Source organism: Streptomyces sp. NBC_00210, from assembly GCF_045160975.1.
Taxonomy (GTDB): domain Bacteria; phylum Actinomycetota; class Actinomycetes; order Streptomycetales; family Streptomycetaceae; genus Streptomyces.
On sequence record NZ_CP108120.1, the window covers coordinates 7,832,001 to 7,845,334 of the forward strand.

7 protein-coding genes are annotated in these 13,334 nt (G+C 70.9%); 1 reads left to right on the forward strand and 6 read right to left on the reverse strand.

What is annotated here, in order from left to right; translation table 11 throughout:
- Positions 1–56 precede the first annotated feature (56 nt).
- The 6 genes from OG729_RS35450 to OG729_RS35475 all read right to left on the reverse strand — a co-directional run bounded on the left by OG729_RS35450 (position 57) and on the right by OG729_RS35475 (position 11,597).
- Positions 57–3,347 (reverse strand): GH92 family glycosyl hydrolase, encoded by a 3,291-nt coding sequence (locus tag OG729_RS35450; protein ID WP_405810054.1) that lies wholly within the window; start codon positions 3,345–3,347, stop codon positions 57–59.
- A 70-nt stretch (positions 3,348–3,417) separates the two neighbouring features.
- On the reverse strand, positions 3,418–5,391 hold the full coding sequence (locus tag OG729_RS35455; protein ID WP_405810056.1) for a beta-N-acetylglucosaminidase domain-containing protein: 1,974 nt from the start codon (positions 5,389–5,391) through the stop codon (positions 3,418–3,420).
- A gap of 105 nt (positions 5,392–5,496) precedes the next feature.
- The gene (locus OG729_RS35460) at positions 5,497–6,741 is read right to left on the reverse strand and encodes a type III PLP-dependent enzyme (protein ID WP_405810058.1); all 1,245 of its coding nucleotides are present in this window, start codon (positions 6,739–6,741) and stop codon (positions 5,497–5,499) included.
- 22 nt (positions 6,742–6,763) lie between these two features.
- A complete protein-coding gene (locus OG729_RS35465) occupies positions 6,764–8,521 on the reverse strand; it encodes an IucA/IucC family protein (RefSeq protein ID WP_405811392.1) in 1,758 nt (585 codons plus the stop codon).
- 86 nt (positions 8,522–8,607) lie between these two features.
- Positions 8,608–10,410, reverse strand: coding sequence for an IucA/IucC family protein (locus tag OG729_RS35470; protein WP_405810060.1), 1,803 nt, complete (start codon positions 10,408–10,410; stop codon positions 8,608–8,610).
- Positions 10,407–11,597: an acetyl-CoA carboxylase biotin carboxylase subunit family protein gene (locus tag OG729_RS35475; RefSeq protein ID WP_405810061.1), complete on the reverse strand. Its 1,191-nt coding sequence runs from the start codon at positions 11,595–11,597 to the stop codon at positions 10,407–10,409. The genes OG729_RS35470 and OG729_RS35475 overlap by 4 nt, the downstream gene beginning before the upstream one ends.
- Positions 11,598–12,322: 725 nt before the next feature.
- Between OG729_RS35475 and OG729_RS35480 the strand changes: the two genes are divergently transcribed.
- Positions 12,323–13,279: a hypothetical protein gene (locus OG729_RS35480; RefSeq protein ID WP_360877829.1), complete on the forward strand. Its 957-nt coding sequence runs from the start codon at positions 12,323–12,325 to the stop codon at positions 13,277–13,279.
- Positions 13,280–13,334 lie beyond the last annotated feature (55 nt).

A 13,334-nucleotide genomic window follows, 5' to 3' on the forward strand; every position in this document is an offset into this window, starting at 1 on the left:
CAAGAGACGCAACTCTGATTGCATCCTGTGCAACGCGACTCGAGCGGGTATCCAGGTCAGGTCAGCGTGATCGCGAACAACTCGACGCGGGGGTCGTCCGGCAGTGCCACCGAGCGCACCTGCTTCGCGCTGTCGAGCGCCGCCGTATCGCCGAACAGCCGTACCGAGGGGCCGTCGACACCCTGCCCGTCCTTGATGCGGTGCGGCATGTCGAGGACGACCGAGCTGCCGGACGGCGTCGAACCGGCCCAGTCGCCGATGGTGACCGGCACATCCGCGCTGGTGCCGTCCGTGTAGCGCACGGTCAGCGTGGTGGTCACCGGGCCGTTGTGCGAGGCGGCGACCAGGTGCAGCGCGGAGCGGGCGCCGGCGGGAAGGAGCAGTGCCTGGCCACGGGCCTCCACGAAGTTCGGCGACGTTCCGGAGGGGGCGGGCGCGTGGTACGACACGCCGTTGAAGGTGACCCGCCCCGCCTTCGGCAGCAGATCGGCGTCGTAACTCCACCCGAGACCGTCGAAGTTGCCCTGGCCGGACTGTTCCTTCGTGGCCGTCCCGTCGTGGTTCCAGGCACCCGCCAGATCCACCGCGCACCCGTCCTTGTCGCTGTCCGCACAGCTCACCGCGGGCCGCACCTCGACGGTCGCGGTACGGACGACCGCCGGGACGCCCTTCGCCTCGACGGCGACCCGCACCGGGTACGAGCCGACCGGCGTGCCCGCCGGCACGGTCACCGCGAGCGGGACCGTCGTCTGCACCGGCAGACGGCGGGACTCGAGCGTTACCGGCGAATTGGCCCGCACCGCCCAGCCGTCGGGAGCCTTCGCCGTGACGGACACCCGCACATCGCCCGGCGACTGGGCGAGCACGTCCACCGCCAGATGCGCGGACTGCGTGCTGTCGCTGGTCGGTACGGCCTCCGAGGCGGTGCGCAGCGACGCGTCGACCCGTCGGCGCCGGTCGGCTCCGGCAGCGCCGTTGACCGACGGAGGTTCGGCATCCCTGCCCGTGCCCCAGGACGACGGCTCGGTCCCGAGCCGGTGGGCCAGCCGCCCGCCGTGCGCGATCGCGCCCCGGCTCAGCCAGGTGGTGCGCACGTCCTTGCCGTTCAGGGCCGCGCTCTGCACGTACCGCCGCTCGTCGCTCGCTCCGGGGGCCGTGATGTCCAGCGTGCCGCCCTGCGTACGGCCGTACTGCCCGATCCGGATGGTCGCCGACTCGAACTGCGGGCTGGACAGCGCCAGGAAGTCGGCACCGCTCATGGTCGGATACAGACCGAGCGACGAGAAGACGTACCAGGCCGACATCGTGCCCAGGTCGTCATTGCCTGTCATGCCGTCCGGGCCGTTGGTGAAGAGTGTCATCGCCGCCCGGGTCACGGTCGCCGTCTTCGCCGGCGCGCCCGCCCACAGATACATGTACGGGGCGTGCAGATCGGGCTCGTTGTTGGGGTTGTAGGTGGGCTTGCCGTAGTAGTCGTAGGGCTGGGAGATCCAGTCCTTGCGTGCGGTGCCCGCGGGGTCGGTGAGCAGCTTGTCGTGGACGAAGAATGCGTCGAGCCGCTTCTCGGCGGCCTTCCTGCCACCCATCAACTCCACCAGACCGGCCGGGTCCTGGGGCACCAGCCACTGGTACTGGTAGGCGCCGCCCTCATGGAACTGGTGGCCCGCCTCGACGGGGGAGTACGGCGTCATCCAGGTGCCCTGTGTCGTACGCGGGCGGAACTGGCCGATGGAGGAGTCCCACAGATTGCGGTACCACTGGCCGCGCGCGGCGAACATCGTGGCGTCGGCCCGGTGGCCGAGCCCCTTGGCCATCAGGGCGAGCGAGGCATCGGCCGCCGCGTACTCCATCGTGGCCGACGCCGGGTGGTTGCAGTCGTTGTCGCCGCCCTTGTCGGCGCACTCCTTGCCGAGGCCGAGACCCGAGGGGATGTAGCCGCGCTCGCGGTAGAAGTCCACGGCCGAGCGGCCGTTGTACGGGGATTGCGCGGGCGGGGTGCTGGTGGCGTTCTTCCGTAGCAGCGTGTACGCCTCCTCCTCGTGCCCCGCCAGCAGACCCTTCGACCAGGCCTCGACGAGGAACGGCGTCACCGGGTCGCCGGTCATGATGTTGGTCTCGCTGTTGGCGAGCGCCCAGCGGGGCAGCCAGCCGCCGTCCCTGCCGATGGCGACGACGGACAGCGCCACATCGCGGGCGACGCCTGGCTGAAGGAGCTCCAGGAGCTGGTTCTGCGGGCGGTAGGTGTCCCACAGGGAGAGGTTCTGGTACGGCGTGAATCCGTCGGCCCTATGGGTTTTGCGGTCGAAGCCGGTGTAGCGGCCGTCCACGTCGCCGGCCAGGTTGGGGTGCAGCTGCGCGTGGTACAGCGCGGTGTAGAAGGCGCTCTGCCGGTCGTGCGAACCGCCGCCGATCCGGATCGAGCCGAGCTGCTCCTGCCAGGTGCGGTGCAGAGCGGCGCGGGTCGCGTCGAAGTCGTACGAGTCCTTCGTCTCCGCCGCCAGGTTCTTCCGGGCGCCCTCCACTCCCGTGTACGACAGAGAGACCTTCACCACGACGTCCTTGTCGGCGCTTGCGTCGAACGTCACCCAGGCGCCGTTGCCGCCCTCGCCCGACGCCTCGCGGCTGCCCGGCTGCGGAGTTGAACCGCGCCAGGTGCCATGGGCCGTGAAGGGCCGGTCGAAGGTGGCGGAGAAGTAGACGGTGTGGTCGTCCTTCCCCGCGCAGAAGTTGCCCGCGTGCACGCGGCCCTCGACGGTGCGGTCGCCGACGACGTGCACCTCGGAGTCGTACACCTTCTGGTTGGCTTTGCCGGTGTTGAACAGGACATTTGCGGCGCCGGTGGACGGGAAGGTGTAGCGCTGCCAGCCGGTGCGCTGTGTCGCGGTGAGCTCGGCGTCGATTCCGTACGTCTTCAGATTCACCCGGTAGTAGCCGGGTTCGGCCTTCTCGTCGGCGTGGGAGTACGTCGAGCGGTAGTCGTCCGGGTTCACCCGGTCCACCGCGCCGGTGGTCGGCATGATGGGCAGCTCGCCCGCGACTCCGCAGCCGACGCCGGACAGATGGGTCTGGCTGAAGCCGTGGATCTTGTTCTGCTGGTAGTCGTAGCCGCCCTGGCCCCCGGTGTCCGGGCTGACCTGGACCATGCCGAAGGGCGCGCTCGCGCCGGGGAAGGTGTTGCCGAAGTTCTGGGTGCCGACGAAGGGGTTGACCAGGCTCGCCGGGTCGGCCACCGAAGGGGGCGCGGCCAACGCGGTTGCCGTCGCGGGGGCGGTCAGACCTCCGGTCATCAGGGCGGCGACCAGTAGCCGCACCGCTCTCGTACGGATCCAGCGGGCTGACGGTCGCATGCGCGCACCCCTTGTTGACAACGTTGTCGGATCTGGGTCCGGGAAAGATGTCATGGCTCTGCAAAACCTGTCAACGGCCCGACGCTGTTGTGAGTCCGTGCCGGCGCGTGCTCTCCTCGACGGCCCGCCGCACGAACTCCTCCAGCACCGGGTCGAGTTCGACCGGCACCTTGCGCCGCGGATCGGTCCCCGTCCAGGTGAAGGACCTCGCGCGGGCAACGAGAGCGGGCAGCGCCTCATATGCCGCCCGGGCCTCGGCGTCGTTGCCCAACTGCTGGGCGCTCAGCATGTCGAGCGCGGTGAGGGCGGCCCGTCCCCAGGCTTCGGTGGCGTCCAGCCAGGGCGCGGTCTCGGTGAGGAACGCCGGGTCCGCCAGCCGTTCCCGGATCAGTCCCGGTGCGTTCCGCGTCGCACACAGGGCGCGGTGGAGCGGTGCCGCCCTGCCGCTGGGCCGGAACTGAGCGATCTGCGCGGCGAGTTCGGGAGCGGGGCGCGGATCGATCCTTGAGGAGCGCTGGACCCGGGCGAACGTGCGCAGCGCGTCGGCCGTACGCGCATCGCCGCCCGCCAGCTCGTCCAGCCCCGCCGACCAGGACCGTTCCGGGTCGTACGCGTTGTCGTTCCAGGCGTAGTCGGCGGCCCCGAACAGCGAGATCTTGGACGCCTGGGCCTGAGGCATCGGGCTGACCGTCAGGCCGAGCACCGACTCGCTGAGCCCGCACTCGCGGCCGGTGAACGGGCCGAGCGGCAGCCGGCCCTGCACATGGCCGTTGACCTGGTAGTTGTCCCGGAGCAGGACCGGGTGGCCGAAGACCTCGCGGGCGGCCGCGACATCGGCCCGGGTGATCCTGGGCGCGATCACGTCGGTGCCGGTCCACTGGACCACGACCCCGGGGTGGAGCTCCTGGGCGATGCGCCGCGTGTAGTCGGTCCTGGCGTTGCCCCGGTATTCGGTCGGGACCAGTTGCAGCGGCTCGGCCTGAGGATGCGCCTCGATGAACGCCTCCTGTACGGCGTTCACGATGTGCGCCTGTGCTGCGGCGGCGGCCGCCGCGCCGGTGCCGAAAGCGGCCCGGTCCTCCTCGCAGTTCCACCGCTGGTGGTCGACGTCGTCAAAGGCCACCACGAAGCTGCGTACCCCCAGCTCCCACAGCGACTCGAACTTGGCGGTCAGCGCCGCCGCATCGGAGGGCTTCGAGTAGCAGACCGAGACGCCGGGGGAGAGGACGCAGCCGAACTCGACATGGTTCGCCCGGGCCCGCCGCACCAGCTCACCGATCCGGGCGCGCTCGTCCGCCGGACAGGGCTCTCGCCACTCGGCCCGCAGATACGTGTCGTCCTTGGGCGCGTAGAGGTAGGAGTTCAGCTTGTGCCGGCCGTACCAGTCGAGATCGGCGAGGCGCTGCCGATGCGACCACGGCGGCCCGGAGAAGCCCTCGACCACCCCCCGCCGGCGCAGTGAGGGCCAGTCGCGGATCACCACTCCGCGCAGCCGTGGGCCCCGCACCAACTGACGCAGCGTCTGCGCGGCGTAGTACGTCCCGGCGGCGTCCGCGCCGCTCAGTACGATCCGGTCGCGGTGGTCCCGGCCCCTGCCGACCGCGAGGACATAGCCTTCAGCCGCCATGGTCTCGGCGCCCTGGACGCCGAGCCAGTGGAGCGCCTTCGCGGTCGCGGCGTTCTCCCTGTGCCCACCCACATGGACGATGAGCCGGCCGTCGGGCGCGGCGGCGCAGGCGTCGACCTGACGGACGGTCCGTACGCCTGCGTCGCGCAGGACCTGCCGTAAGGCGGCGAGTGCCCAGCGGTCGGTCGAGGCACCGCTCACCAGCGTCACGGCTGAGGGGATGCGCACCTCTTCGGGGCGGTTCTTCAGCGAGCGTGGCTTCGGGTACACCTGCGGGGCGGGGTTCGCGGTGGCCTGCCCGGTGTCCGCGGCCGCGACGGCGGCGGGGGCGAGTAGAGAGGCCATCAGCGCGACGGCATCCGCGCCCCGGGAGCGCCAACCGGTCAGAATTGCCTGGGACGTCGGTCCGCTTGCCATCGCCGTGCCGCCTCCTTTTGCATACCCCGACAACCGGGGACTGGACCACTTGCTGACATCGTTGTCAAGTGGGTGTGCGCTTCCCTCTTCCTTCCGCTACCCTCCTCAGGCTCTGTACGTTGTCGTCCCGGTTTCCGGCCGTGTTCCCGGCAGGAAGTGGAAGCCCGGGCGCGGGTGCATCAGGAAGTCGTGGTGGGAGATGTTCCAGGCGTAGGCCCCGGCGACGCCGAACACCACCCGGTCACCGGCCCGCAGCCCCGGCGCCGGCACATGACGTGCGAGGACGTCCTTCGGGGTGCACAGCTGACCGGTCAGCGTCACCCGGTCCCCCCGCGCCGCCGACCGCGGCCATTCGTGCGGCCAGGGGGCGTCCGACCGAAGCACCGTGCACGGCTGGTCGTGGCCCTTGGTCGCGGGGGTGCGCAGATGGTGCGTGCCGCCGCGGACGACCGCGAACTCCTCGCCGTGGCTCGGCTTCACATCCAGCACCTCGGTGGCGTACCAGCCGCAGTACGCGGTGAGCGCCCGGCCCGGCTCGATGCGCAGCGTGACACCCGGGTTGGCCGCGGAGAGGAGCTCCAGACCTTTGCCGTACGCGGCCCAGTCGAAGCGGCGATCGGGGGCGGTGTAGTCGACGGCCATGCCGCCGCCGATGGTCAGTTCGGACAGAGCGAAGCCATGGCGCTCGGCGAGTGCCGTGGCCCACCGAAGGAGGGAGGCCCCGACGGCGAGCTGCTGCTCTGCCTCCAGGCCACTGGCCAAGTGGGCGTGCACACCGCGGAGTTCGAGCTGCGGATACGTCCCGTCGGTGAGCAGCCGGACCACCTCGTCGGCCTGGCTCGGGTCCATGCCGAAGGGGGTCGGCCGACCGCCCATCGTGAGCGAACTGCCCTCCAGACAATCGTCGTCGACGGGCAGGTTGAAGCGCGGCAGCACCGCGATACGCCGCCCCGGGGCGAGCCGCGCCGCGAGGCTCGCCAGCATGTGGAGTTCGTACACGCTTTCCACATGGAAGCGTTCCACCCGCAGGTTCAGCGCCTGCGCGAGCTCATCGGGGGTCTTGCCCGGTCCGCCGAAGGCCAGTGGCGAGCCGGGCACGGCCCCGTGCACATGGGCCAGTTCGCCGCCCGAGGAGATCTCGTAGCCGTCGAGGAAAGGGCGCAGCGCGGTCAGGATGTCCGGCTCGGGGTTCGCCTTGGCCGCGTAGTAGAGCTCCACCCGCTCGGGCAGCGCGCCCCGCACCACGGCCACATGGTCGCGCAGCGCCTTCAAGTCGTAGACATACGCGGGCAGTTCATCGCCAGTCAGTGCCAGGACATGGTCGCGGACCGCGGGGGTGGGGGCGGTCATCGGGTGCTCCGGGCGGGATCGGTCATCGGGTGCTCCAGGTGGGGTCGGCGACTGCCGCGCCGGACAGGACGGCTTCGGCGAGGGGCGAGGGCAGCCGGACATAGCCTGCGTCCCGGTCGGCCTTGCGCTCCCAGCGGGTCAGGAGATTGGCCTTGGCGGGCAGCGGCACACCGGCCAGCAGAGCGGCCAGCCGCGGTGGGCAGCCGTGCCGGTCCGCGTGGGACTGCAGGGTGCGGCGGACCTGTGCCCACAGCTTTGCCTCGGTGCCCGGGTGCAGATCGGCGAGCGCGGCAAGCAGCTCGGCCACGTGGTTGACCAGCAGGCAGTACACGACCCGGTCCCAGCCGCGCTGCGCGTCGTAGGTCATCGGCCCGGCGACACTCTCGGGCAGCGAGGCCAGCAGCTCGGCGTGGTGCTCGGGGACGAGCTTGGTGCCCTCCAGGTCGCGGAAGAGCAACTGCGCCGGCATACCGTCGCCGTCGACGCAGACCAAAACGTTCTGGAGATGGGGTTCCAGTACGACGCCGTGGTCGAAGTAGGCGGCGAGCACCGGCGGCAGCAGCAGGTCGAGGTAGACGGCCCACCATCGAAGCGCCGCCTGCGGGCTCGCAGCGGCCGCCTGACGGGAGATGTGGGCTGCGCTGTGCGGATACTCGTCGGCGACGGCGGCGGCCAGCAGCGGGGTGGTGCCGGGCAGCAGCCGCGGGGAAAGGCCTTCGCGGACGATGACGCCGAAGCCTTCGAGCAGTTCGGTGTCGGGCCGGCCGTCGGGACCGGGGAGGGCGAGGCTGCGGTAGGCGGGCTCGCGCAGCACCGCGCTGCCGGGGAAGCGCGCGGCCAGGTCGGCAAAGACCGGCTGGAGCAGCCGGGTGAGGGCGACGGCGCCGGACAGTTCGTAACTGGCGTTCTTGCGCAGGCAGTTGGTGATCCGGACATTCAGGCTGAACTTCAGGAAGGCGCCGCCGGCATAGAGCGTGCGGACCGAGGCGGTCGCCGCGTACGACGTCTTGCTGGTGCCCAGGACGAGGATGTCGCCACGGCCGAGTGCTTCCTTCAGCGCCGGACGGTCGCGCAGCAGCTCGTACTGCCAAGGGTGCACGGGCAGCAGCCGGTAGCCGTCCGGGACCTCGGTGTGCAGCGCGTCCAGGGGTGCGGCGGCGCCGGGCGAAGCCGTCTCCTCCGCGATCAGCTCTTCGCGCACGGCGAGCAGGAGCAGCGGGAAGCAAGCCCCTGCCTCGGGGGCGTACGACTGCCAGGAGGCGAGGTCCCCGCTGCGGGCCTTGGGGGTCGGGTGGAACCGGTGTCCGAGGAGCAGGGACTGCTCGGACGCAACATAGGCCGCGAGCCAGTCGTCCATCGCGTCGGCCGGGCCCCGCGCCGCACGGGCGGCGAGCGCCGCCGAAACCGCCTGGTGGCTGGAGGCGATCTGCTCCAGGAACTCCTCGTTGTCCACGCCGGTGCGCAGCGACAGTTCGTCGTGGACATACTCGGCCAGCCGGTACCAGCCGACCTCCCCCCAGCCGCTGCCGGACTGCTCGGTCACCGGGCCGGTGAAGCGATGCGTGCCGAGCAGAGACGTACGGCGCAGCGCGACGCGCAGCAGAACCCCGCGGCGCGGCAGCCTGAGCAGCAGCCGGCCCTGCGCCACCGCCGTCTGCCGCTCCGGGCCCGACACCTCGCGGAGCAGACAGTTGAGGAGGGTGTACGCGACGGCCCGGTCGGCGGTGGGCAGTCCGGCGAACGCGGGGGCGGTGCCGGGGGTGTTGGTCAGCAGGGGCATCGAGAGCTCCAGCGAGTGCGGTGGAAACGGGGAGGACAAATGCGGGGCGGTCGCGAACGCGGGGACCGGCGCGGTCGCGGTGCCCGTCATCGCCCACCAGCCGTCGGCAGCAGGTAGTTGGGTCCTGTGGTGTAGTGCTTGTTGATGTCGGCCGCGCCCGAACGCTCCTTGGACAGCAGAGTGCCCGCGCTGACCATGGCCTTGACCGGGAGGTGCGGAGCGTCCAGGACATGCGCGCGCAGGGCCGCGCCGGGCTCGCCCGGTCCGGTGCCGAGCCGTTCGACGGCCTCGCCGAGCCGGTCGCGGATCAGGCCGGTCAGCCGCGACAGCTGGGCGCGGCCGTGCCCCGCGAGACCGAAGGCGTACGCACCCGCGCACAGATGAACCGTGATGGTGGCGAACAGATCAAGCACCGGCCGGTCGCTCTCGCCGAAGATCCGCGGATCGGCGAAGTCCGCCGGGTCCGGGGCGTCGTCGCCGAGGGTGTCCCGCAGCCGCGCGATGTTGATACGCGGCCCGTCGTTGTCCTTGAACAGCAGTCGTAGCCGTGGGCCACCCGATCCGGCCCCGCTCAGCACCAGCGAGATGTTCTGCTGATGGGACTCCAGCGCGATGCCGTAGCCGAAGAGCGTGGCCTGCCAGTCGAAGAGAAGGCGGAAGCAGGCGTCGAGCAGGGCCGGCGGGTCGCCCCCGTAGAAGCGGTCGGCGAGGTGGTCGATGACCAGTCGCCCGTCGGGCGCGCGGCTCAGCACAGCGGCCATGGGCACGACGGTGCTGCCGTCAAGACCGGTGGGGTAGCGGCGGCACAGCACGGCGAGCAGTTCGTGCCCTGCGTGCGCGTAGCCGGTCTCGTCGGCCTGCAGAATCGTCTGCGCGAAGCGCGGTTCACGGGCGATCACGGTTTCCAGCAGCCGCTGCCCCGCCGCGCCGTCGATGAGCGTGGAAGTCTTGATCGTGCGCCGGTTGCGCAGGCCGAGTGTGGAGGTGGTCAGCGGCAGCTTCAGGTGCAGCGCGGGGTCGGCGGCAGTCGCCACCGTACGCATCGACAGAGTTGGTACGACATCGAGCAGCGCCCGGTCGGACAGGACCGCGCCGTCCGCCAGGCCGCGCTCGCGCAGGGCGTCACGCAGCGGGCCACCCACGCTCAACGGATGTACGGGCAGGGCGAGATGACTTTCCTCGAGGTGGGGGAGGCCGAGCGCGGCGGGCGTGGGCCAGCAGGCGGGCAGGGCCGCCCCGCCGCCCGCCACAGTGACCGCGTCGCGTGGCAGGGCCAGCCAGCGCAGGGTGAAGTGCCGGCTGAACTCGGGTGCGTAGGCCAGCAGTTGGGCCTCGGTCAGCCCTGAGCGGCCTCGCGCTGTCGGATAGACCGGGTGATCCAGCCGGGCGGCGAGCGCGTCGTACGCCAGGCCGCCGTCGAGTCCCGTCCAGTCGGCGACGGCACCATGACGGGCAGACAGCCGGGCGTCGGTCTCGTCCCGCGTACGGGCGTGCAGACGCATCGTCGTCAGCGTCTGACGGCACTCCTCGGAAAAGGCGTCGAAACCCTCCTGGTCGACCGGATCGGCGAGCGCGCGCAGCGCGGCGAGGACCTCTTCGATCGTGGTCAGCCGAGCGCCGTCGCACTCGCGCACAAGAAACGGCGCCAGCGCGGTGAACTCGCTCTGGAAGCCGTCCTCGCCCAGCGGCAGCAGCAGGGCTCCGGCAGTTTCGTCGGCGGGCAACCGCAGCCAGCGGCCGTCCGGGCCATCGAGCAGCGTGCTGCGGGTACGCAGACCGACGACGTCCTCCCGCAGCAGCGCGCCGAGCACCCGCGCCAGCAACTCGGCCTCCTGGGTGTCCTCTTCGGTCGCGTGTCCTGTGCCCGTCGCCCGTATCGCGGTGGTCATGAGGAGATCTCCCAGCGCTCGGCCGCGAAGAACCCGTCCGCGACCCGGTCGACCGCGCTCCGGTCGGTGCCGGTGACCCGCAGCACGCCGAGATAGTCGCGGTTGGTGGCGTACAGCGGGTGCTCAGTGCCGAGCGCGCGCAGCGGCCGGTACGACAGCCGTACGCCGTCCTGTGTCCGGTCGATCGCCGCGGGAGCGGCGGTGAGCCTCCCGGCCCGGTCGGCGAGGGCGTACTCCACCCGGCCCGCCCCGTCCCCGCGCGCGCCGAGGCCGGCGGGCAGCGCCTCGCCCAGATGCGTACGGAGAATGTGCTCGAACAGTGGGATGTCCAGGACCTGCGCCAGCAGCAGATCGCACTGGTCGCCGATGACGCGATAGTTCACCTCGACGAGGCGCGCGCGGCCCCCCTGCACCATGAACTCGGTGTGGCAGGCGCCGAACGCGACACCGAGCACGTCCAGTTGGGCCAGCACCTGCTCGACCACGGGCTCGGGGTGGGCGGCGACGAAGTCGAGCCGTTCCTCGATGAAGGCCGGGGGCGCGGACACGGTGGTCCGAAAGCCGCCCAGGACATGCCGTACCTGTCCGTCGCCCAGCGTCTCCAGGGTGCACAGCTCGCCTTCGAGGAACTCCTCTGCAATCAGCGCGGCCTGCGGCCTGCGCTGCTGTATCTCCTTGGCGCGCGCCACCAGCTCCTCGGCGCTCGCGGCGAGTATCACGTCCTCACTGGCCACGCCCTCCCGCGGTTTGACGACACAGGGGTAGGTCAGGCCGGCTGCTGCGAGCGCCGAGGGGTCCTGACCGGCGGCGAGTTCCGCGCAGCGGACGGCGTCCGCGCCGGCCGCCGCGAGACGGCGGCGCATCTCGGCCTTGTTCTTGGCGCGCAGCGCTGCCCGCCAGTCCTTGCCGGGCAGCCCGAAATACTCTGCGGCCAGGGCCGTCTGGGTCTGCAGATGGTCGCTGTTGGTGAAGATGGCATCGGCCCGGCGGTGGGCCGAGATCCGGGCGATCACGGCGCGGAAGTCGGGTACGTCGCACTGAAGGATCTCGGCGTCCGGACAGACCCGCCGGTGCGCTTCGGGCTGGTTCGTCAGCACGGTGACGTCGAGGCCGAGGCGGGCGGCGGCGGGGAGGAAGCCATCGGTGACCGAGTCGGTGGGGTTGAGGGTGATCAGGTACATCCGCATAGGTGGGAGACCCTTCCGGATCGGGTGGCGCGGCGGGACGGGGGAGCGCAGCGGGGAGTGGACCGCTCAGACGATGGCCCAGCCCCGGAGTTCAGCCCGGCGATCTCTGGGCTCGCTGCTCGGGGAGCGTCACGCCGGTGGCCTGCGACCGGACCGATCAGCAGTGTCGGCGGCATCGGAGAGGCCGCCCCGGCCGCGGGGGCGATGACCGTGCGCGGCAGCCGAGGTCACGAACAGCGGGATGGGCCGCACCGCGCCGGCGGCGAGTGGCGCGCTGGTCATGGGGGGTGCGGTGGAAGCTGGCCCGGTCGTCGACACCGTAGAAACCCTAAGTTAGGCAACCCTAAACCTGCAAGTGAGAACGGGTGGCACGACATGGCCGCACCGACGGACAACTGCGGTTGCGCGGGGCGGGAATGGGGCTCGGATGCCGCCCTCAACGGGCGTCCGCGGTGGAAGTGTCGCCCACCGTGGCCCGAGCGAGTTGCCCGGGAATGGGCGTGCAGATCGCGCGGAGAAACGCATATGCCAAACATAGATGCCTGCAATGCAGTTGAAACATAAAAGAGGTGGAGACGGAAGTTCCGGGCGACTGTTTTCTATACGACTTGATGGTGAGTAGGGTGTGGTCGCTACCGGTGGATCTATGAACGGGATCCGGCTGAATTCGGCCTGGCCGGAATGCGCGCACAGGTGGTGTCAACTGCCGGAACGGGGAGGGGATCGTGGCCGCTGGCTCGTTTGAGGGGCACTACGTCTGGCATCCGGCGGCCGACGATCGCCAGTTGGCGCGAGCATGCATCGATGTGAAGGCCGGGCGGTACCTGAGTGCTCACGAGGTCCTGAAAGAAGCGCGCGAGGATTTCGAAGTACGGGCCCATCGGTCACTGGTGCTGGCGTCGGAAGCGGCCGACTCGGATCTGGCCGAGCGGTGGCTCGCCGAGGAACCCAGTGCGGAGGCGGCGCTGCTGTGGGCCCGCGTGGCGATGCTCCGGGCGCTGCGCATGGCCGACGCCCATGACCGCCGGGCGGGCACGCTCGTAGGCATAGCGCAGACGGCCTGCGAGCGCGCGGCCCAGATGCTGCCCAAGGACCCCACTCCGTGGGTGGCCCAACTGGCGCTGTCCCGCCTGCGGCGACCGCGTGACCCCGCGCCGCCCGGGCTGCTGACCGCACCGGCCGGTCCCTGGCATCTGTTCGCCCACATCCTCCGGCTCGACCCCTGGCACCGCGAGGCGCACCACCGGTTCCTGTCCTTTTTCTTCACCCGCCACGGCGGGACGGCGAGCGCGCGATGGGACGTCGCCTCCTTTCTGAGCCACCGGGCGCCGGCCACATCGCCGCTGCGGCTGCTGCCCCTTGTGGCACTTGTCGAGGACTACGACGCCTCGGCCCTGCTGGCGGATCGCACCTGGGAGCAGCCCCAGTGGCTGGCGACGGCGACCGGTAGCTACAACAACTGGTTTCCCCAGGTGGCCGGCTCCCGCTTCACGCCGGTACTCGACCTGTCGTATCTGGCCCACGCGCTGTACATGGCCAAGCGCGAATTCGAGGCACGGGAGGTCTTCACGGCCATGGGGCCGTACGCCTCCCGGATGCCCTGGAGCGTGTTCGGCTCTCCCGAGGAGCAACTGACCAGAGCGAGACGCGCGTGCGGGCTGCCGATCCCCCACGCTGCCTGACCCCTTCTTCCGATTCTTCCGAACCAGCTGCCCGACTTTTCCTGTCCGACGTTCC